Annotated in this window: 17 protein-coding genes; 6 read left to right on the forward strand and 11 right to left on the reverse strand. The window is 46.6% G+C overall.

Annotated elements, in window-relative coordinates:
* Positions 1-528: 528 nt before the first annotated feature.
* The 5 genes from AC51G0_RS27080 to AC51G0_RS27100 all read left to right on the forward strand — a co-directional run bounded on the left by AC51G0_RS27080 (position 529) and on the right by AC51G0_RS27100 (position 6,133).
* Positions 529-1,014, forward strand: coding sequence for a VOC family protein (locus AC51G0_RS27080; RefSeq protein WP_496302663.1), 486 nt, complete (start codon positions 529-531; stop codon positions 1,012-1,014).
* Between the two features lie 347 nt (positions 1,015-1,361).
* Positions 1,362-1,796, forward strand: coding sequence for a recombinase family protein (locus AC51G0_RS27085; protein ID WP_496302664.1), 435 nt, complete (start codon positions 1,362-1,364; stop codon positions 1,794-1,796).
* A 426-nt stretch (positions 1,797-2,222) separates the two neighbouring features.
* Complete coding sequence (locus tag AC51G0_RS27090) at positions 2,223-3,650, forward strand: ATP-binding protein (RefSeq protein WP_496302665.1); 1,428 nt, start codon at positions 2,223-2,225, stop codon at positions 3,648-3,650.
* A 16-nt stretch (positions 3,651-3,666) separates the two neighbouring features.
* Positions 3,667-4,356 (forward strand): response regulator, encoded by a 690-nt coding sequence (locus AC51G0_RS27095; protein ID WP_496302666.1) that lies wholly within the window; start codon positions 3,667-3,669, stop codon positions 4,354-4,356.
* Between the two features lie 28 nt (positions 4,357-4,384).
* The gene (locus tag AC51G0_RS27100) at positions 4,385-6,133 is read left to right on the forward strand and encodes a DUF255 domain-containing protein (RefSeq protein WP_496302667.1); all 1,749 of its coding nucleotides are present in this window, start codon (positions 4,385-4,387) and stop codon (positions 6,131-6,133) included.
* On the opposite strand, the gene AC51G0_RS27105 is transcribed toward AC51G0_RS27100, so the two are convergent.
* From AC51G0_RS27105 to AC51G0_RS27150, 10 genes are all read right to left on the reverse strand, one after another.
* Entirely contained in the window at positions 6,069-6,755 is a 687-nt protein-coding gene (locus AC51G0_RS27105) for a 4Fe-4S dicluster domain-containing protein (RefSeq protein WP_496302668.1), read from the reverse strand. The genes AC51G0_RS27100 and AC51G0_RS27105 overlap by 65 nt on opposite strands.
* 92 nt (positions 6,756-6,847) lie before the next feature.
* Positions 6,848-8,377 carry a 4Fe-4S binding protein gene (locus AC51G0_RS27110; protein ID WP_496302669.1) on the reverse strand — a complete coding sequence of 510 codons (1,530 nt, stop codon included), beginning with the start codon at positions 8,375-8,377 and terminating at the stop codon, positions 6,848-6,850.
* A 1-nt stretch (position 8,378) separates the two neighbouring features.
* Positions 8,379-8,957, reverse strand: coding sequence for a hypothetical protein (locus AC51G0_RS27115; protein ID WP_496302670.1), 579 nt, complete (start codon positions 8,955-8,957; stop codon positions 8,379-8,381).
* A gap of 2 nt (positions 8,958-8,959) precedes the next feature.
* The gene (locus tag AC51G0_RS27120) at positions 8,960-9,589 is read right to left on the reverse strand and encodes a 4Fe-4S dicluster domain-containing protein (RefSeq protein ID WP_496302671.1); all 630 of its coding nucleotides are present in this window, start codon (positions 9,587-9,589) and stop codon (positions 8,960-8,962) included.
* Positions 9,586-10,521 carry a 4Fe-4S binding protein gene (locus AC51G0_RS27125; protein WP_496302672.1) on the reverse strand — a complete coding sequence of 312 codons (936 nt, stop codon included), beginning with the start codon at positions 10,519-10,521 and terminating at the stop codon, positions 9,586-9,588. The genes AC51G0_RS27120 and AC51G0_RS27125 overlap by 4 nt, the downstream gene beginning before the upstream one ends.
* A gap of 152 nt (positions 10,522-10,673) precedes the next feature.
* Positions 10,674-11,261, reverse strand: coding sequence for a 4Fe-4S dicluster domain-containing protein (locus AC51G0_RS27130; RefSeq protein WP_496302673.1), 588 nt, complete (start codon positions 11,259-11,261; stop codon positions 10,674-10,676).
* A gap of 172 nt (positions 11,262-11,433) precedes the next feature.
* Positions 11,434-14,133: a molybdopterin-dependent oxidoreductase gene (locus AC51G0_RS27135; RefSeq protein WP_496302674.1), complete on the reverse strand. Its 2,700-nt coding sequence runs from the start codon at positions 14,131-14,133 to the stop codon at positions 11,434-11,436.
* Between the two features lie 17 nt (positions 14,134-14,150).
* Complete coding sequence (locus AC51G0_RS27140) at positions 14,151-14,798, reverse strand: c-type cytochrome (RefSeq protein ID WP_496302675.1); 648 nt, start codon at positions 14,796-14,798, stop codon at positions 14,151-14,153.
* 244 nt (positions 14,799-15,042) lie between these two features.
* Entirely contained in the window at positions 15,043-15,699 is a 657-nt protein-coding gene (locus AC51G0_RS27145; protein WP_496302676.1) for a NapC/NirT family cytochrome c, read from the reverse strand.
* A gap of 288 nt (positions 15,700-15,987) precedes the next feature.
* Entirely contained in the window at positions 15,988-16,965 is a 978-nt protein-coding gene (locus tag AC51G0_RS27150; RefSeq protein ID WP_496302677.1) for a YdcF family protein, read from the reverse strand.
* A 255-nt stretch (positions 16,966-17,220) separates the two neighbouring features.
* Between AC51G0_RS27150 and AC51G0_RS27155 the strand changes: the two genes are divergently transcribed.
* Complete coding sequence (locus AC51G0_RS27155; protein WP_496304224.1) at positions 17,221-17,544, forward strand: VOC family protein; 324 nt, start codon at positions 17,221-17,223, stop codon at positions 17,542-17,544.
* Between the two features lie 80 nt (positions 17,545-17,624).
* Here the strand turns inward: AC51G0_RS27155 and AC51G0_RS27160 are convergent, their stop codons facing one another.
* Positions 17,625-19,253 carry an AMP-binding protein gene (locus AC51G0_RS27160; RefSeq protein WP_496304225.1) on the reverse strand — a complete coding sequence of 543 codons (1,629 nt, stop codon included), beginning with the start codon at positions 19,251-19,253 and terminating at the stop codon, positions 17,625-17,627.
* Positions 19,254-19,775: the final 522 nt, after the last annotated feature.

Consider the following 19,775-nt stretch of genomic DNA (forward strand, 5'->3'; position numbering starts at 1 on the left):
TATTATTCATGGGATCACCTGTTTGCACTGGCGGTGGAAGTGCTTATTTGAGGTTGAGTTTAGCGTACTAGGAGCGATACTTAAACGGCTTTAGCCTTTCTCCGTACCTAATCGCTTGATAGACAGGCTATATGATAACGCCTAGGTTCAACTTAAGTTTGAAGGTTGGATTGCAAACCTTCAAATCCCAGTAATTGAGGGTAGTCGAAGAGATTTGATTGATAGTTAAGCTTTATTTGCCCTGTGTTGTGTTAGCTTTTGTACCGTGAAAATTACGTTTACTATACTGTCACTCCGAATTCACTTAGAGAAAAAGATCGTTTACATCTTGTTAATGCGATTATGAGATACCTGAAGTCATCCAAGAAATAGGTTTTTCACTAACTCATTTTTCTGTTTTGTTCTTTGGTAATAGCAAAAAATTATCAAATTAATAATATTTGATAATTTTATATAATGCGTATTACTCCATATACTCTCCGCAACGAAACGAACCACCAACCGATCATCAGAGTTTGGAGAAGAATTATGAAAATGAATCACATAGGCATCATGGTAGGCGACATGGATAAAGCGGTTAAGTTTTACACCAAAGCGCTTGGCCTAAAAATCGTCATGAACAACACTAAAGTAGTTGAAGAGCGTGAGACTGCAATCGGTAGAATGTGTATTGCGGTATTTGGCGAAGGCTTTAAAGGATTCAACATTGCTCACCTAGTAACAACCGATGGCATTGGCGTTGAATTGTTTGAAATGAAAGAACGCGCAGAGCGTCACGAAGTAGACTTCTCTCGCCTTGGTATCTTCCACTTCTGTCTACAAACAGACGACTTTGAAGGTGCAATCAAACGAACAGAAGAGTTCGGCGGTAAAGTGCGTATGGACATCATGCGTTACCACCCAGAAGATGACAGCAAGCCTGCGAAAATGGTTTACCTAGAAGACCCGTTCGGCAACCTATTCGAACTTTATTCGCACACTTACGAAGAAACTTACGCGTCTGATTACGAGTAACTAACTCATTTCTGTCCTTTTCTGAATTCTAAAATCGGTGACATTTCGGAGGAGTGATTCATGGTGGTGGGAGGGGGGCTTTGCGCGTGTACATGCCCATGCCCCCTTTTGCCTCTGTTTGTTGCTTCATGTCCAAACCTCAATTTTTTGCGCCAGCTACCTTCTTGTTCTCCTTCGGCTGTTCCGCACATCATTCAAGACGTTGTAAAGCTATTTTGTTCCGTTTCTCGTAAGTATACTTTTTGTGATTGTATTGTGTTGCGTGTCAAAAGGTTTGTCTTAATATTTTGAGGCATCTAATATTCAAAGTGCTAAAAGGTTTTAAGACAGTCAGGGAGGGGAAGACTATGAGCGCACGGGATATTGGGTATATCAGGTTTTCTATGGTAGAGCTGTATTCTGATCGTCAGTTGGCAGATATTCATCTTGATAAAGTTTTTGAGGAAAAGCTTTCAGCTAAGACGGTGGAGAGACCGGAGCTTCAGGCTTGCCTAGACTATTGCCAAAATGGGGATGTTCTACACATTCACTCCTTGGATCGGGTGTGTCGTTCTGGTGTTAGTGATGCCGTGAAGATTGTAGAGGCCATGACGGTAAAAGGTGTTAGTGTACAGTTTCACAAGGAAGGGATGTGGTTTGATGGTCAAATGTCAGCTGAGCAGGAAGGTGTCTTATCAATATTAGCGAGTGTGGCGCAGATGGAGCGTGAACTAATCAAAGAGAGTCAGGCCGAAGATACTGCTGCGGGTAAGCATATGGGCCGCCGCGAGAGGAGACATTGATAAGTTAAAAGTGAAAGGGAGCTCTATTTTGGCTCGAGTAGTTAACACATTGGCAGAGCAATAATTAATTGGTTGCTCGATAATTAAAGCACGATGACCAGCGTGGTGCTGGCCTTTTCATGATCTTCACACTTTCCGAAAAATATCTGCGTCAAGTTAGAGTAACAAAGATGTAACAACATCAACAATCTTCATTTTTTGCCTACATTTGCCAAATATACTTTCTCTGAAATCAATAATTACAAGCTAGATGAAAGTATGACCATACATCCTAAACTCACTTTATCGTTAGGCTATTTGGTAACCTCGACCCTAATAGGCTGTGGTATCAGCACAGGTACAGCGCCATTTCCAAAGCAAAAAGGTTATATGATAAATTGTACAATCGTTGCTTATTCATATCTCCCCTAAATAGGATTAACAAGCTTGAAGCTGCTGCATAAATTTTTCTTGGCCTTCTTTATTACCAGCCTTGTCATCGTGGTTTTGTTGGTGAGCATGATTGCGAGCAGCTTGTCATCCGACTTCAACGAGTTTGTGTATGAGGCTGAAAATAAGCAGATTCAGGAATCTCAGCGTGCCCTCACTGCTCTTTACCAACAAGACAAAAGTTGGCAAAAAATTAGAGAAGACGTACAGGTCTGGCGTGATATTGTGGATCCAAGGCCAACCCACAGAGCGCCACCGCCGCGTAGACCTCCTAGAGATAATCAGCCGCCACGTTTTGACCAAAACGAGAATCGCAGGCAAGAAAAACCAGATGACTTCCTAAAAATAGGCAGACGTCTCAGTCTCTACGATGCAGATAAGCAGGTCATAGTGGGTAAGCGCTATTTAAGTGAGAATCCGACAACCCTGCCGATAACAATCCAAGGGGAGATTATTGGCTGGCTGGGGCTAGTCCCTTCCAATGCGATTAAGGACAGTCCGGCCAGTGAATTTTTAGCCAAGCAGTATCAAACTTTCTACTTGATTACAGCAGCGGCATTAGCATTTGCGTTTGTGATGGCGCTATTGTTATCAAGGCACCTCAGCGTTCCTATCAATAAAGTTATCGCCGGCACGAACAAGCTGATTAAAGGCGATTATAAAGCCCGTATCAACAAAGTTAGCCAAGATGAGCTGGGTACACTTTCTGACAATATTAATAATCTGGCCCACGTGCTGGAAAAAAACCAGAAAAACCGTTTTCAATGGATGTCGGATACTTCCCATGAATTACGTACTCCATTAACGGTATTGAAATCGCAACTGATGGCTATACAGGATGGCCTTTTTGAAGCCGATGACAAGCGCGTACAAATGTTCATCAATGAAATTAACAACCTCAGCCACATAGTGGATGATCTTTACCAACTGTCCAGCTCTGATGCAGGGGCTCTCACCTATAAAAAAGCGCTCTTGAACCCCGTTAGCTTACTCAAACAAGTGGTGGAAAGCTTTCAGCCAAAATTTGAAAGCCATTCTTTGTCCTGTGACTCCCAGGCCCTTGACGGTTTGCAATGCCAAATGCTTGCAGACAAAGACAGGTTACAACAGTTGTTTTCAAACCTGTTAGAAAATACCTGTCGCTATACGCATGACGGCGGCCTTATTCAAGTGCAGGGCAGCGTTCAAAACAAACAATTGGAATTAATCATTCAGGACTCTGCTCCTGGTGTCTCCAGCGAGTGTCAGGCAAAACTGTTTGAGCGTTTCTACCGAGTGGAGCAGTCTCGTAGCCGCGAACATGGGGGTTCTGGCTTGGGGCTGTCACTGTGTAAACAAATAGTGGAAGCGCATCAAGGTCGTATCATCGCGGAAGACTCGCCTCTGGGAGGGTTGCGCATGAAAATAACGTTTATTCTTCAATAACCAAATGAGAACAAACATGGGTAAGAAAAAAATATTAATTGTTGAAGATGAAGCTAGCATCGCCGAGGTGCTGGTCGCTTATTGTAAAAGAGAAGGTTACGAAGTCACACTGATGAACAGTGGCCATGGTGTGGTTGATTATGTCAAAGACTATGCCACCGACTTTATATTGCTTGATTTAATGTTACCCGGAGTGGGTGGTCTCACCATCTGTAAACAAATCAGGTTGTTCTCACAGGTTCCTATTATCATGGTTACCGCCAAAGGGGAAGAAATCGATAAGTTGTGTGGTTTAGAATTTGGTGCCGATGACTATATCTGTAAACCTTTTAGCCCAAGAGAAGTATTGGCTAGGATAAAGGCGGTACTGAGACGTTTCGATCACCAGGCTGACAATACGGTCACGTTTTCCGGCTTTGAATTGGCGCCGGATAAATACAAGGTCACCCTGAGAGGGGAGCTTATCGATCTCACGCCTATCGAATTTAAAATTCTGGAATTATTATTAACCCATGTAGAACGCGTTTATAGCCGGGATGAAATCATGAACGCGGTATACAAGGACACCTCAAAGGTGTCGGATCGTAATATAGACACACATGTGAAAAACATCCGCAAGAAGATTCAGGGAGTATGTGAAGAGGCCAACCCAATACACTCGGTTTATGGGGTGGGTTATAAGGCAGTGGATGTAAGAGAATACTAAGTACAGGGCAAAACGCATGTGATTCATTATGAGCAATCAACTCACATTGTCGTTTATCTATACTGCTACTGAAAGGGATAGAGTGATGAGGGGAACATTAAGTATCTTATTGTTGGTGGCAACCTTGTTGCTCTCACAAGGTGCACTAGCCTATACGCATCATACTTCCCTTATCCAATGGAGTGAGTACTCCGATACGACGTTCTCCAAAGCCCGGAAGGAAAACAAGCCGATTTTTGTGTTGATTTCGGCGGTATGGTGTTATAGCTGTCACATCTATGAGGAAACGCTCAATACCAAGGCAGTTGCTGATACGCTTAACAAGCACTTTGTCCCTGTTTTTGTTGACTACGACAAGAGAAAGGACATTGCCCGAACTTATTCTGCCGTGGGCATTCCGGTCACCACTATCTTAGCGCCAAATGGCGAGCATCTGGTGTCAGTACCTGGTGTTATTGCTAAAGATACCTTGCTCACTAATTTACAACTGACGCTTGAATACATAGCCAAAGAGTACCAACCCACTCACAGGTCAGAAGAAAAGGCACCGATAAAACCTGTTATACAGCCCACTAGGGAACTCATTAAGTTCTATGTTAATAGCTTTGAGAATATTATGTTTCACGGTTTTGACAAAACCTTTGGTGGTTATGGTATGGCGCAAAAAGAGCCGTTTGCTGATCTGTTACTGGAGCTTATGAAGCTTGAAGATGAGGGCGATGAAAAATGGCGAGAGCCACTGCAGATAACCCTGGATGCCATGTTAGGGCTCACACAAACTGTTACGGAGTCGAAACGTCCTTCCTTTGATCAACTGCTGGCACTACGGGAACAACAGACAGTTCTTCTGTCAAAGGTAGAGGATCTTCAGTTACAGAATAAGCTTGTGGGAATTTATGATCGCATCGAAGGCGGTTTTTTTCGTTATGCGACCCGCCGTAACTGGACGGTTCCACACTTTGAGAAAATGCTGTTTGAAAATGCCCAGCTGATTGAGCTGTTGCTGCAGGCTTCGGTGCAATACGGGCACAAGCGCTACCAGAATGCCGCTCAAAGGTCCTTGGATTACCTCTTAAAGAATCTTTACAGCGAGGAAGACGGGCGCTTTTTAGGCAATCAGGGGGCCGATGCGGTGTACTATCACCTGACGGCAAAAGAAAGAGCAAAGGTTTCTCCTCCGCCGATAGATCAAACCAGCTATACGGTTGCCAGCGCCAGAACGATTATTGCTCTGTTCAAGGCCTGGCAAACTCTGGAGGACAGACGTTACCTTGCCAGTGCAACTAAAGGTGCAGATTTCTTGGTGGCAAAGATGATCACTATAGATGGAAGCTACAGCTACTTTGATGCCAAGAAAAAAACAGGGCAAATAAATGGGCAACTGGCTGACAATGCATGGATTGCTAGTGCACTATTGCAGACCTATGAAGCGACAAAGAAGAAACGATACCTCACGGCGGCGGAGCGAGTCTTAAAATTTGCCAGTGGGAAACTCTATGATCCCCAAGCAGGCGGTTTCTTTTCAGGAATAGGCTCCAATCGTGAAGCCTATCGGCAAGGAGAACGGCTCCTTAACGACAAAAATTTCGATGATAACGGCATTATGGCCAAAGCGCTGATCATGGCCTATGAGATTACGGGGAACGAGGTTTATCTGAACATGGTTGAGACGACTGTCGGTCATTTTTTCAGTGATGTGATGGCCGGAAAAATTAATGCCGCTTCACCTGAGTTTCATTGGGTTGCACAGCGGTTGCTGCGCATGAGGAAATATTAATGGCTTTTGGCTCGGTAATACACGCCTCTCGACACAAACCGCACCCCACGCAGGCTTCCTTGTTAATCACTGGTTTTTCTCCCTGCCATCGCAGCGCATCGGGGATAGGGCAGCTTCCCCTGCAAGCGCCACATTCTGGCCCCGCATAGGGAATACAGTATTCGGGGTTGATGCTTACCTCGGCCATAGGGGGGCATTCATGCGATGCGGGAAGACATATTATTTCAGTGTGTGGCTCTGGTTCTTTTTCAGAGAGGGCGGGATCGTCTTGTTCAGTCAAACTAGTAGCAGGTTCGGAGATAAATGTTAATGCTCCCGCCTCACAGGCCGTTACACATGGCCAGTCACTACAAAGCTGACAGCCTTTATTGAGTAAATCCAGAGCCGGGGTGGCGGCAACTTCCGGGCCTCGAGAGATCGGCAGAGGAAAAATAACCTCAGAAGGGCAGGCTTCTATGCAGGCATTGCAGCGTGTGCATTCAAGCAGAAAATCCAGCTCGTGTTTAGCAAAAGGGGGCCTTATCCAATAGCGGGCTTTTTGTTCAGCCCGGTGCTCCAATGCTCCCACTCCGACTTCACTTAGTTTGCTTAAGCCATATTTGAAAAAATTACGCCGATCCATATTTTGACCTGCTCTTAGTATTGAAAAGTTATATACCCAAACGACTTCAAGATGCTTGTTTCACCGAGAATGACTGGGTTGCTTGGGTATAGTTACATTCTCATTATCATTGGTTGCCCAATCAGCCAAACATTCAACGTTGTCACCGCTCCGGCAAATACCAGCAAAGGTAATAATTGTTTGCCGCTGGCTGCAAATAAACGGTAACCACGGTGGCGGATCACCTGAACCGCCAACAAAAAGCCACCAGCCAGTAGTAGCGCTTGTAGGGTATACAGTATTTGCGGTGAAACCAGCATATCCATATGGCGCTGGTGTTTTTCCAGCATGCTCAGCGGCAGGGTATCGATACCGAGAGGGTTGGCAAACAGCTGTGACCAGTTGCTGCCTTCGCGAAGCAGATGGTTAAGGTTATGTGCCAAATGATAAGCAAAGGCCAGTGGCAGGCAGGAAAAAGCAAAACCGGAAAACAGTTTTTTCAGGTTATGTGTGGTTTTCTCCATGTTGAGCAATGTCAGGGTGAGCCTAATGACTAGCGCATAAAGCGCTATCGGAACCAGTAAACAGGCGGTTAAGCCAATGCTGAAGCTACTCAATAGCTGCCCACTGTCGTTAATTTGTTGGGCCAGCCGGGTCATTAGTAACTCCCAGTCGGGCAGCATAGTCAGGCCATGAAAACTGGTTAGTGCCAACAGCACCAGCATAAAATAGGCTTCGTCGATATGCGGCCGGGCATCTTGAATGGCTTCCGTACTGGGGGATCGTAACTGCCAGCCAATATTCTGTTTAGAGCAACTTTGGGTACAATTTCCACACGATGTACAGTAGGTATTTTCTTGCAACCGCCCCATTATCAGTCCTGTTGGGCAAGGTGCGATAAGTTCCGTTCCGTTAAAACAGTCTAAAGTCTTACAGTTTTTACAAGTCTCTTTATCGACAGATCGCAGTGCGATGGGTGCCAGCTGTGAATAGACTCCTACGGTACGCCCCACTGGGCAGATATAGCGGCAGAATGCTTTCCCTTCATAGAGTGCTAAGGCAAAGGTCGCCAGCACCACCATCAGTAATGCCAGCAGAGCCGTTGCATAAGGGCTGGACACAATACCCAACCCCAACTCTAGCCAGGTTAAACCAATAAATAGCAGCGTAGCGGGCCATAGGCTCCGCAATAACTTGGGAACACGTAGTTGCAGGCGGGTACTGGAGTTTGAACGACGCCATAACTTGTGGTTAACCAGCCAACTTGCGAGCGTATCCCAGGGGCAAACCGCGCACCAGGCCGATCCTGTAAACAAAATTGCGACGACTATTCCGGCCCACCACAGGTTCCAGGTCAGGGTGGTGGCAATATTGCGTTCAGCGAGCGGTGTCCCCCACAACCCGGCAATAATAACCAGGACAAACAGGCCAACCAAGATCAGCTTAAGCACGAGCAAAGGCCATGTGGAAGCCAGCAACCATCGGAACAGCGAGCCAATTACAGGCAGTTTTTGCAGCGTCAAGGCTGAGGAATGAATGTTGCCAGGTGGAGCCGTGTTCAAGGCCCAGACAGTGAGAACAAGCATACACAGGCCAATAAACAGTGCCCATTCTGCTGGCATACCGGGGTGCAACATCACCATATTACTGTCCTCGCTGTATTTTTGATCGGGCAATACGTTTGCGCTGCAGCAAATTGATGCCGACTAGTAGCATGAACAGAAGACCGACCGTAGCCCCGATGGGGCCGATGGGAGAAACGTTTCCAACTTGGAGCGGAAAATCGATTTCATACGGCTCGCCATTTGCCTCAAACGAGGCTCGAATGATATAGCTTCCCTTCTGGCGAAAAGTGAATCCTTGGCGGTAAACACCATCATCAATTTGCTGTACTCCCAGAGATTCGGCCTCGTCATTGTTACCAAACCAACTGTCATTCCGAACTGAAAAAGCCATTTTTCCATCGAATGTTGTACCGTCATCAATTCGGGTGGCGTAAAGGTTTACACGTCCAGGCTCATTTGGACGCGGGAAAGCCGGAAATACCATGTAGGTAATAAAATAATCTCCGAGTTGTGTTTCTACCGCCATGCTGGGTGGGGTGTTGGAGTCTTCATTGAGGCTGTAGGAAGGACGCCCCAATACATGATGTGCATGGCCAACAATACAGAACAACAGGCTGAAACACACCAAGCCGATCTTGATAATATTATTTAATCCCATAGTTACCCCGTGTGCGAAACAGTTGTTGATGATTGGGCTATGATCCGAATGGGCAGGCTGGGATGAGGGCATATCTCGACACAAAGCCCACACCCCACACAGCCGGAATTAATCACCGGACGGTACATATTGGCAAATTCGAAACTGATAGCACGTTCCCCAAGCGGGCAAATTGAGGCGCAAGCGCCACAGACTCCCCGGTCGATCCAGGGGTAGCAGGCAAGGCGATCAATTTGGGCGACTCCCATTGTCACTGCTTGAGGAGAGGTGACCGTCAGGGCAGGGGTAGGGCACATATCCATACATTTGCCACATAAAATACAGCTCTTATCGGGTGGTAAAATATAAGGTGTATTGGCGCTATCTCCTCCGTCACGGTGATAAAACTGGATACAAGCTGGTGGACAGACTTCGCCGCATAAGCCACAGCCGATACAGGCGGCGAGGAAGTCTTCCTCGTCCTCAAGGGCTCCTGGCGGGCGTAGCTTATGGTGGTTAATACGCGGGTCACGTGTTAGCGCTGCCTGAGTGTTTCCGGGAACCAATAGCCGGCTCAGGCCATAGGGAAGTGCCGCCAAGACCAACAGGGCCACCGCCCGGCTGATCCGGTAAATAAAAGATCGCCTGTTCATGACTCACCATCCCTATCAGGGGTATTCGTATCGTGATGGGTTTTACGGTAGTGGCGACTGTGGTGGCCAACACCTTGATCCGGCTGATCTTGGATGGTGATAGCAAAGGTCATGGCCTCTTTGGGACAGGTGGCAATACAGGCACTACAGTTATTGCACTCCTGGCCAAAGTCATCCCGCATGGGGTTGAGATCAAATTCGCACACGGCATTACATTTGCCGCAGTCGTTGCAGTTTTCCACCACACGTTGAATGCGAAACAGCCGGTATCGCCCCAGCAGTGAATAGAGAGCCCCCCCAGGGCATACATAACGGCAGAAGCCCCGTTTGGCGACCAACAGGTCAAATAGCAGTGTAATGACAAAAAACACCGTACCGCCACCAAAGCCCCCCAAGGCAATGCTGAAATAGAGTTCCCGGCCAATCACCGCGGGGGGATAAATACTGGCCATCAGCACAGTACCGCTCATCATAGATAAAATTAGCCCTACTGCCAGCACACCGTATTTGAAGCGCTTGTCGAAGCGGCGGTGGCTGATCCTCAGTCCCAATTTTTCCAACCAGACTCCTAAGTTACTGTTTAACTCGTAGATTAAAGTCGCAGGGCAGATCCAGCCACAGAAAAACCGCCCAAATAAAAGGGTAAACAAAACAGGGATCAGTGCGGTCAACACAAAGGGCCAATAAATCTCCAGTCCGGCAGCAACCTGATTTATTACAGCTAACGGATCACTGAGTTTGAGACCAAAAAGCTGCCCTGACCAGGTCGTTCCTTTGATGATATCGAGATCATGTTCAGGGTTTGTGGTAAAAGGGGATGTGAGTGTCTCCATGACGTTATAGAGCAGCTTTTCTGAAGTTGTGAGATGGGTATAGGCATGAGCTGCAACATAATTTTGGTAGATACTTAGCAGTGGTAGCAGTATCAACATCAAAAATACCACGCTTAAGCTGAGCCAACGTAATTTGTTGAGATGCCGCAACATAAAGGAGAGTTGCCTATCAGCACTCTTTCCATCTGGCTTTGCTCGTCTTATTGACTTAGGTGCTTGCTCTGTTGGCTTAGGTTTGGAGGTTTGAGCCATTATGCATCCCTCCCTCTGCTTAAGGTGTGAGCCGGTATGATCCGGATCGCCTGCGGGATCTGGATGCAGCTTCGCTCACATAAGCCACAACCGACACACGCATCGGTGACATGGGGTTGTTCGAGTCGCCCGATCTTAATCGCGACATCCGGCAATGGACAGGCGCGATAACACACGCCACAGGTTTTGCCTTGAAATGAGAGGCACAGCTGCTCATTAACCCGTGCTATTCCCATGTTGACTTGACTGATAATGGGTTCTAGCTCTCGCTTAACAGGCTGGATAGCCCCTGTGGGGCAGGCATCACCACATTTCATGCAAAGTATGCACGCCTTTTCTCGTGGTGTGATATAAGGGGTGCCAAGTGAATCTATCCCGTTTTCTGAGCCAAAAAATTTGATGCAGTTATTCGGGCAGATCTCTGCACATTGGTTACAGCGGATACAACGGCTGATAAATTCAGCTTCATCAAGGGCGCCGGGCGGGCGCAGATAGCGCTGCCGTAGTTGTTGTACTTTATACACTGCCTTGGCAAGCGAAGCCTTAAATAAGGTCCCCGCCGCCAATAACAGAGAAAGCTGTTTCACAAACACTCTGCGTTTCAATCTTTCCCCCTCCCTGTATGGGGCGTCACACTGTGTAGACGAGAATGATTAGCCAGGCAGCCTGTAAAACAAGCGGTGTGGGAGGCAATTATCCTTTGCCTCCCAGTTTCTTATCACCGCAACGAGTGCCGACTACAAACCTTCATAATGATACTCACGAGATTTTCTCAATCCGACAGGCGAGCTTTTTAAAATCTACTTGCCCGGAAACCGGATCCCAACAGCGACTACTGATCCCATTGGCCAGCCACTTGTTTTTCTTTGGATCGGCACTGTCGGCAACCGAGAGGTTCCAAGGACCGAACATATAGCCACGAGGCACACTGTTGCGTGCTGGTTTTACCAGGCTGCCAGCTCCTCCCACTTGTGCTCGGGCTTCTAAAGAGCCGCGCCGAGTAACCACCCGAACCCATTCGCCATCTTTAATACCAAGATCTTTGGCATCATCGGCATGGATTTCGACATACATCTCAGGTACCAGACGGCGGGTAGTCGGGCTGCGGTTGGATTTGGCGGTATGGAAGTGTTCATACACTACGCCCAGTCCCATCCAATAGGGATATTTGTCTTTTGGGACCTTATCCCATGGGATCCCTAAAAACTCCTCATCTGGCAGATCAGGGGTTAAGGCCATGTCTCTTGCCTGGGTGATCAGATCCAGGTTATCAATGGTGAAGTGATCTTTCTTAACCCCGAATTCCATTAGCTTTTGGGTGATTTCTCTACGCTGGCTATAGTCCTGTTTGCACAGCTTCATATGAACTTTGCCGTCTTTGGTACGGAAGTAACCGTAAGGGCGAGTTTCCCACTGTCCTTCCTGCATCATATAACGACGCTGTGTCCCCCCATTCTTGGCCGATTCATAGCTCGGGGCCGGCCATTGGATACCACGCAACTGATTGAGTTGGTCATAAGGGCTGATACCGTCAAGTTTCTCACGTTCTAAAATACCGCTAAGGTCGGCATCAGTTCCCGCAGAGGCACGACATACATCACGGAACACCTCTTCCGCATCATACTCACCATCTGCTGCTCGCTTGTAAGGGAAGATCTTATCGCCATCCAAACCGAGCAGGTGAGCGATCTCCTTACCTTTGTCTATTACCATGTCCATATCGGGACGGCATCCCTTTGGTCCTTGCGCAGCTTTACCAACAACGTTGATACGCCGCTCTGAGCTGATGTAAACCCCTTGTACCTCCCCCCAGGTAGAAGCAGGAAAAATAACATCGGCATAGAGATTGTTAGGTGCATGGCGGTAGATTTCCTGCACCACATTAAAGGTTTTTTTCAAAGCCGGGCGGACGAGATTGTACAGATCCGGTAAATCAATATGGGTGGCATAGACCAAGAACATCGCTTTTACATCACCTTTCAGTGCCCGCTCCATCATACCCACGGCGTAGCCCGGGTTTTCTGAGCTGGCGGCATTATCGAGGTTTTTCTCTGGTACACGCCACATCTTAGCCATGTGGGCACGGTGTTTGAGGTTGTTAATCCCTTCGTTAAACGGCAAACGCCCGGTGAGGCCGCCGGTAAAACGTTCGCCCATTGCGTTGGGCTGACCTGTCATTGAGAAAGGACCACACCCCGGTTTGGCCAGGTTACCGGTCAGGGTGAGCAGGTTAATGATGGAAATGACATTATACTGGCCGTGGACATGTTGGTTATAGCCGATCCCCCACATGATAATAACGCCACCATACCCTTCACCATCCTGTTTACCCTTGCTACGCGCCAAGCGCTTGCGGGTAGCATCGGCAAACATCTTTGCAACATGGCGGATTTTTTCTGGTGAGACATCGTGGTTTTTGCCCCCCATGCGATCTTGTACTTGTTCAGGGCTATAGTCGGCAAGTACACCATCCACATATTCCATCCAGCCGGAGGCATGGGCTTTTAAGAAGTCCCAGTCAATCACATCTTGGTGATCTTTGAGTAGCACGTGAGCAATGGCATTGAGGAAGCTGATATCACCGTTCAAGATAGGAACATGAACGTGGTTCTTATCATTGATATCTGCGTACCCTTTGCTGGTGCCAGTTAAACGGGGATCGACAACAACTGTCGGAATATCATTTTTCTTTTTGTGATCCGCTATCCGCCAGAAAATGATCGGGTGGGACTCTCTGGCATTATGGCCAAAATGCATGACCATGTCGGCCAGTTCGATATCATCATAGGCCAATGGTGGGGTGTCAGAACCCAAAGTGGCAAAGTAACCCGTCACAGCTGAAGTCATGCACATACGCGCATTGGCCTCAATGGTGTTAGAGCCCAGTACCCCTTTCATAAATAAGTTTTCGAGATATTGCCCTTCCATGGTGAGCTGGCCAGAGCCATAGAGGGCAATGGAGTTACCGGAATACTTTTTGGCAAAGTGAGCAACTTTGTGGGCAACCATCTCCGAGGCCTGCTGATAAGGCACACGAACAAAATGTTCCTCGTCAAAAGAGTCTTTGGTTTTACTGATGTATTCAATATCACCATGATCGGGTTTGTTCCACTCCTCCCAAACATCTTTGCGTACATAGGGGTCGCCTTCCATCCGATCGACGTACATTGGCTCGGCAGCCGTCAGTCCCTTGATACACTGCAGGCCATAGTTGGTAGGGTGATCTTTATCGGGGCGCATTGAGACAATTTTGCCATTTTCGGCCTGAATGATAGTACCGCAGCCTACGCCGCAGTATGGGCATTGTGCTAGCGCTGTGGTGCGCGTGGTGCCTGCAGAAGTGGGTGCAGCTTCCAGTTCTGGGTTGCTGGCAACAAATAGACCGGCTCCGGCGGCCGTGCTGGCGATAAAGCCACTGCCTTTGAGAAAGCTGCGACGGGATACTTTATTCCGTTTCATCGTATTGATCCCCTTTACTAATTAAGTGTACGCATATAGCTAATAATGTCGTCGATCTCTTGATCACTCAGGTTAGCCAGGGCTTCAGGCCCTTGAAATGGCAACATACGGGTATTGGAACGCCCTTGTTTTATGGTCTCTCGAATAAAGCCATCGCTGGCTTTACTTAAAAAACCTTGTTTACCAACCGCCGTACCTGAGCCACCCGCCAGGTAACCATCCCCTTTGACGCCATGACAGGTTGCACAAATGTTGTTAAACCATAACTCTCCTTTGCGCGGATCGCCTTGGGCATCTCTTTGCATGTCGACGTCTGCAGAACGATCCGGCAATGTTGCATGGCTGCGCAAGTAGGCAACAATCGACTTGATCCCATTCCGCCCAAGGTGTGCATACGGCGCCATTGCCGTGCCTGCACGGCCGTCACGGAGAGTGCTCATCAGGAATTTATCCGAGGAAATAGATAAGAATTCTGGATTGGTCAGTGATGGGGCAAATCCGGGTTTGCCTATCGCATCTGGTTGGTGACAAAAAACACAATTTTGCTTGTAAAGGGTTTCGCCTTCGGAAATCAAATTGTCATCTGCAGCATTGCTGACAGCACTATAAGAAAAACTGAAAGCGGCGGTGAGTAGTAGTCTGGAAAGCGGCCTGATCCTTCCCATGAATTCCCCCTCATTGAGATTATTGTTATTTGAAACTGCAAAATGAATCCTTCATTTTGTGCTTAAGAATTCATGTCGCCACGAAGCAGGTTGTGATCAGTTTAGTAACAAAAAAACAACACGATCGCATAAATATTCAATAACATGCCGATGAAATTGATTTGGATCAATATTAATCCAAATAGAAAGGGAGGAAGTAATAATGACGGCAGGAGAATTTGAAGGGGGACAAATATTTTTGCTGTTACCTATCTTCATACCCCAGCCCAGCATGGCAATTGCTGCAAGGTATATTATCCTTCTCAAAACGTGCATGCTCGCTATCGAGAAATGCCTCTGGCAGTTGATGAGCAATCCCTTTATGACAGGTTATACAGGTGATTTTCTCCTGTTTAGCCTTTTTGTGTGCTTGTCTGACACCCATCTTGTTGCGGGGAGTGTCCATAAATGTAAACTGATGACAGTTGCGACATTCAAGTGAATCATTCGCCTCCATGGTACTCCAGACGTGTTGGGCGAGCTCAAGCCGTTTGTTGAGAAACTTCTCGCGGGTATCAATCGAACCAAGCACTTTATGCATCAGTTCGTTGGAGGCGCCAATTTTTCGTAACATTTTGCTGGGCCACTCTTTTGGAACATGACAGTCGGGACAGGTTGCCCGAACTCCGCTTCCGTTGGCGAAATGAATCGAGTTTTGGTATTCGGCGTAAACGTTATCACGCATCTCATGGCATGAAATACAAAAACGTTCCGTGTTTGTTAATTCCATACTCCAGTTAAAGCCTCCCCAGAAAATAATACCGCAGCCCATAAAACCAAGGACGGTCAGTAAGGGAGCTTTTGTGCTACAGCCAATGATCCGCTGTTTGATCCAATCCGTGATAGCCAAAAGGTGTTTCATAGCAAGGCCTTAACAGGAAGATAAAAAAATAATCACTGCAACTCACAAGTGTGCTTATCCATACCCTAGGTTATTAATGTATCAGCGTTAGGAGTAATAGCGTTATTTTCATTATAGGAGATGATATTAAGAGAAAAATAATTACTACTTTATTATTTCCACATTTAAACGATGATCCTCAATAATTATTAAGGACTCAATGAAAAAAATAATGATAATTGATTAACCTGTATTCCGGTATATCACTGATTGGCATTTTTAGATTCGTTGATACGTTAGTATCAATAACTATACCTGCACAAACGGCTCACAGTTGAATGCAGGTAATCCAAAGCCTCTGAGAGCATCAATGTAGCAATTTTTTGTGGTTTGCCCTGCTGGAAAGCTGTCAGCAGACAAGCCGTCATCAACCGCACAATGGTTGAATAAAATAGGAGGGGTATCTGCCCTTTGTTGTAATGTTTCAAACAGGATTTGTGAACGGTGGACATGAATAGATGCGCTGACAAGCGTTGCTATTTGAATTCGCTGTTGCCGGAGCAGATCCAAGCTTAACTTTGCGTTGTCGATGGTATTAGTAGCCTGATTTTCTTCAATAATCTTGTTTGGTGCTATGCCTCGTTCAATTAACCAGTATTTCATCTGCTGTGATTCTGTCTTTCCCTGCTTGGCAAGGCCGCCGGTAACAATTATCAGGCTCTCGGGGAACGTCTTTGAAAGCTGTAGGGTGAGTTCAAGCCGTTGAAGCAGAGGAGGGGCCATAGAACCGTCGTCATTGAGTACGTAGCCGAGGGTTATAATGGCATGGGGTTCATGTAGTCTGTTTGCTCCAATGGCTGGAGGTAAGTTGCAAATCGGCTGTGCCAATATCGTCAAGAGAGTTGTTAGCAGGCTCTTTACAGTAGCAGCATATTGGTGATTAAGCTGGTGCAGTCGATTCAGGTAATATCTAACTTGCTGGTCATTTCCGGCATACTGATACCAAACAATCAAATAGGTAAGTACTTGGCATTTTTCTGTTTCAGTTCGGGCCGTACCTAAGCAATGATGAAAACCATCCAACGCCTTTACAATCTCACCCCGGAACGTCTGCATATTGGCAATGGTCATTGGCAAGCCTAAATGGGTCGGTATCTGTGATGTGGCTTCAGCGAGATAATATTCAACCGCTTCTAAGTTTGTCACAAACTCACCATTAAGCGGGTAACACGATCGGTTCGGGCTGTTATAGGCACTAAGAGCCTGCTGCAGGTTTGCTGTTACCATTGCCTACTTATCTATGCGTTTTTTCGATTAAGAAGCAGGATGCTACAGGTGATACATGAATTCAAGTTGTAGTGATACCTAAAGAAAAGTGGTTGAAAGAGATGCTCTAAAACAAAGAAAGGCGATGATATCAACTACTGTTAACGGTACAGAAGCCTATGTTGACAGAAGAAGGAGCAGAGAGTGAATAACCTATTTAAGTAGCATGGTGCGTTTAGCTGGTCTGAACTCGTTACTGATGAGCCTGAGAAAGCCATTGCATTTTATACTGATGTGATAGGTTGGGAAGTGGAGGCGATGCAGATGCCGGAAGGGGTTTATCATGTATTGAAAGCAGGAGGAGATCCGGTAGGCGGCATTATGGCCAAACCGCAAGAGTGTGGTGAAATGCCTAATTATTGGGGAACCTATATTACTGTTGATGATGTCGATGCGACGTTAGCTCAAGCCGAGTCGGCGGGTGGCAAAGCGGTGTATCCGCCAATGGATGTTCCCGGTGTAGGGCGTATGTGTGCGATTTCAGACCCTGGTGGTGCGATTGTCTCAATCATTACTTATGAAGAGAGTGAGTGTGAATAAGAGAAAACCGCCTGTGAGTCCAGGCGGTTTAGGTTAGTAAGTGTTAACTTGGCTGATAGCTAGAAAGTAACTTAAGAGTATTACTCTTCCCACTGTACCAATTTGTCTTTTGGCCAGTGCGCACCCACATCATGGTATTTCTTCTCAAGTAGATGACGTTTGATTTTCAGCGTTGGTGTAAGAATGCCGTTCTCGATACTCCATGGTTCTTTTATCATGAGTACCCCTTTGATCTTGGCGTGAGATTCTAGCTCTTGATTGATAGTCTCAATGACTTGATGGGCTTTACGCTCATAACGTGCAGGATCGAAGTCCGGGAATTCATGCGGAACCGCAAGCAGAATAGGTGCTGGCATACCGGAGCCGACAACACACATCATCTCAATATTACTGAGCTCAAACAGGCGTTTTTCAATCGGTACCGGGGCAACGAATTTACCTTTGGCTGTTTTGAACGTATCGTTTTTACGGCCTTGAATTGAAAGGTAGCCCTCGTCATCAATGGAGCCGATATCACCGGTATGCAGCCAGCCTTCCTCGTCAAACGATGCCTTGCTGGCTTCTTCATTTTTGTAGTAACCGGCGAACATACCGGCACCGCGTACCAGAATCTCCTCATCATCTGCAATTTTGATTTCAACACCGGGACCTGCATTGCCCACCGTGCCGATTTTATCGCTTCGGAAAGGGTGGTTGATGGTACTGTAGGCGAAAGACTCTGTCATTCCCCATGCTTCGGTGATATTCAGGCCTATATTCTCATACCAACGTAGTAGGGCAGGTGAAACCGGTGCTGAGCCACAGCCTAGCATTCGCGATTTATCCAAACCGAGTCCCTTAGCCAGCTTGCGTTTGATAACCCCCGAAATAAACGGGATTTTAAGCAGTATATTCAGCTTGGCTTGCGGCAGTTTTTCAAGAATGCGTTGCTGGAACAGGGTCCAAAGACGTGGAACAGAGATAAACAGGGTCGGCTGGTGCATTTTTACATCATCAATAAACGTATCAAGCGACTCAGGGAAGGCAACCTGCATACCTGCCAGTACGGAAGAGCCTAAAATGTATACTCGTTCGGTGATGTGGGCCAATGGCAAGTATGAAAACAGCCTTTCGCCATCTTCCATGCCGATATGGTCGATGATCCGCTGGGCAGACCAAGCAAAAGCACCGTAGGTCAGCATGGCACCTTTAGGCAACCCTGAAGTCCCTGAAGTGTATACGATAGACATCAAGTCTTCTGGGTTGTGCTTGGGACGCTCCTCGGAAGGTTTGCTGTCAGCAACAAGGGTATCAAATTCAAATTTGCAAGGGGGAGCACTTGGGTATGAGAAAGAAATCGTTGGTAGGTTAGGATGATCGGCTAGCACTGAGTTGATTGCTTTGTCGTCATCAAGTTTACCGATGAGAAGTGCTTTGGACTCACTGTGGGTGATGCAGTGCTCGACAGTTTCAGCACCTGCTGTCGGGAAGATGGGGACACTGATATAGCTACCCAACATTAGTGCTAAATCGGTAATAAACCATTCTGCACAGTTTTTTGACATTAACGCGACACGATCTCCCGGCTTAATTCCCATACTGCGCAGCGCACTGACCAAACGTAATGCTTTATCCGCAACCTGCGCATAGGTAAAGTCAACGAATTTCCGGTCAATAATCTGGCGAAGGTAAACCTCGTCCGGGCGCTCTTCTGCCCACTTTAATATCATTTCATTAGGTAGAGGCTGCGTCATGAGTGTTTCCCTTAAGCGATCCGTGGGCAGAGGTAAAGTCATAGTCTCGTCCTTGTTAATGTTATTGTCTTGTTAAGATAAATGTTTCTCAACTGGTCCGTCAAGTGCCTATTTTTCATTAAACTCCTGTAATTAAGTATGAAAATAGACGGCAAATTGTCAAATAAAAGCTTCTATCTTGAAGAAATTTAAGCACAAAATTTAAACATGTGTATGATTTTTTTGCGCTCGAAAGTATGGAGGGCAACATGTCTTAGCGTAACATATTGTTTTTGTTTCACTATTGGTAAGTTTCGAGAGGATTTGAGCGTTGATGATAAATTGTTATTACTTATGCATCGTAGTGACTGAGAAAATGATGGCATGTAGCTAGTGGGCTGAATTTGTGACGATTTTCGACATTTCCCGTATTTTAGCCTGGGTTTTATCTATTAAGGTTTGAAAAGTAAAAAAAATCAGCAAGAATACTAGTTAACGGGATAGCATTTTGTAATACTG

It is taken from the genome of Photobacterium sp. HL06 (assembly GCF_059552575.1).

Excerpts from the sequence above, each read along its gene's own strand:
- AC51G0_RS27080 (WP_496302663.1), top strand. The coding sequence starts at position 529 with ATGAAAATGAATCACATAGGCATCATGGTAGGCGACATGGATAAAGCG.
- AC51G0_RS27085 (WP_496302664.1), top strand. The coding sequence starts at position 1,362 with ATGAGCGCACGGGATATTGGGTATATCAGGTTTTCTATGGTAGAGCTG.
- AC51G0_RS27095 (WP_496302666.1), top strand. The coding sequence starts at position 3,667 with ATGGGTAAGAAAAAAATATTAATTGTTGAAGATGAAGCTAGCATCGCC.
- AC51G0_RS27100 (WP_496302667.1), top strand. The coding sequence starts at position 4,385 with ATGAGCAATCAACTCACATTGTCGTTTATCTATACTGCTACTGAAAGG.
- AC51G0_RS27105 (WP_496302668.1), bottom strand. The coding sequence starts at position 6,755 with ATGGATCGGCGTAATTTTTTCAAATATGGCTTAAGCAAACTAAGTGAA.
- AC51G0_RS27110 (WP_496302669.1), bottom strand. The coding sequence starts at position 8,377 with ATGGTGATGTTGCACCCCGGTATGCCAGCAGAATGGGCACTGTTTATT.
- AC51G0_RS27115 (WP_496302670.1), bottom strand. The coding sequence starts at position 8,957 with ATGGGATTAAATAATATTATCAAGATCGGCTTGGTGTGTTTCAGCCTG.
- AC51G0_RS27120 (WP_496302671.1), bottom strand. The coding sequence starts at position 9,589 with ATGAACAGGCGATCTTTTATTTACCGGATCAGCCGGGCGGTGGCCCTG.
- AC51G0_RS27125 (WP_496302672.1), bottom strand. The coding sequence starts at position 10,521 with ATGTTGATACTGCTACCACTGCTAAGTATCTACCAAAATTATGTTGCA.
- AC51G0_RS27135 (WP_496302674.1), bottom strand. The coding sequence starts at position 14,133 with ATGAAACGGAATAAAGTATCCCGTCGCAGCTTTCTCAAAGGCAGTGGC.
- AC51G0_RS27140 (WP_496302675.1), bottom strand. The coding sequence starts at position 14,798 with ATGGGAAGGATCAGGCCGCTTTCCAGACTACTACTCACCGCCGCTTTC.
- AC51G0_RS27145 (WP_496302676.1), bottom strand. The coding sequence starts at position 15,699 with ATGAAACACCTTTTGGCTATCACGGATTGGATCAAACAGCGGATCATT.
- AC51G0_RS27150 (WP_496302677.1), bottom strand. The coding sequence starts at position 16,965 with ATGGTAACAGCAAACCTGCAGCAGGCTCTTAGTGCCTATAACAGCCCG.
- AC51G0_RS27160 (WP_496304225.1), bottom strand. The coding sequence starts at position 19,253 with ATGATATTAAAGTGGGCAGAAGAGCGCCCGGACGAGGTTTACCTTCGC.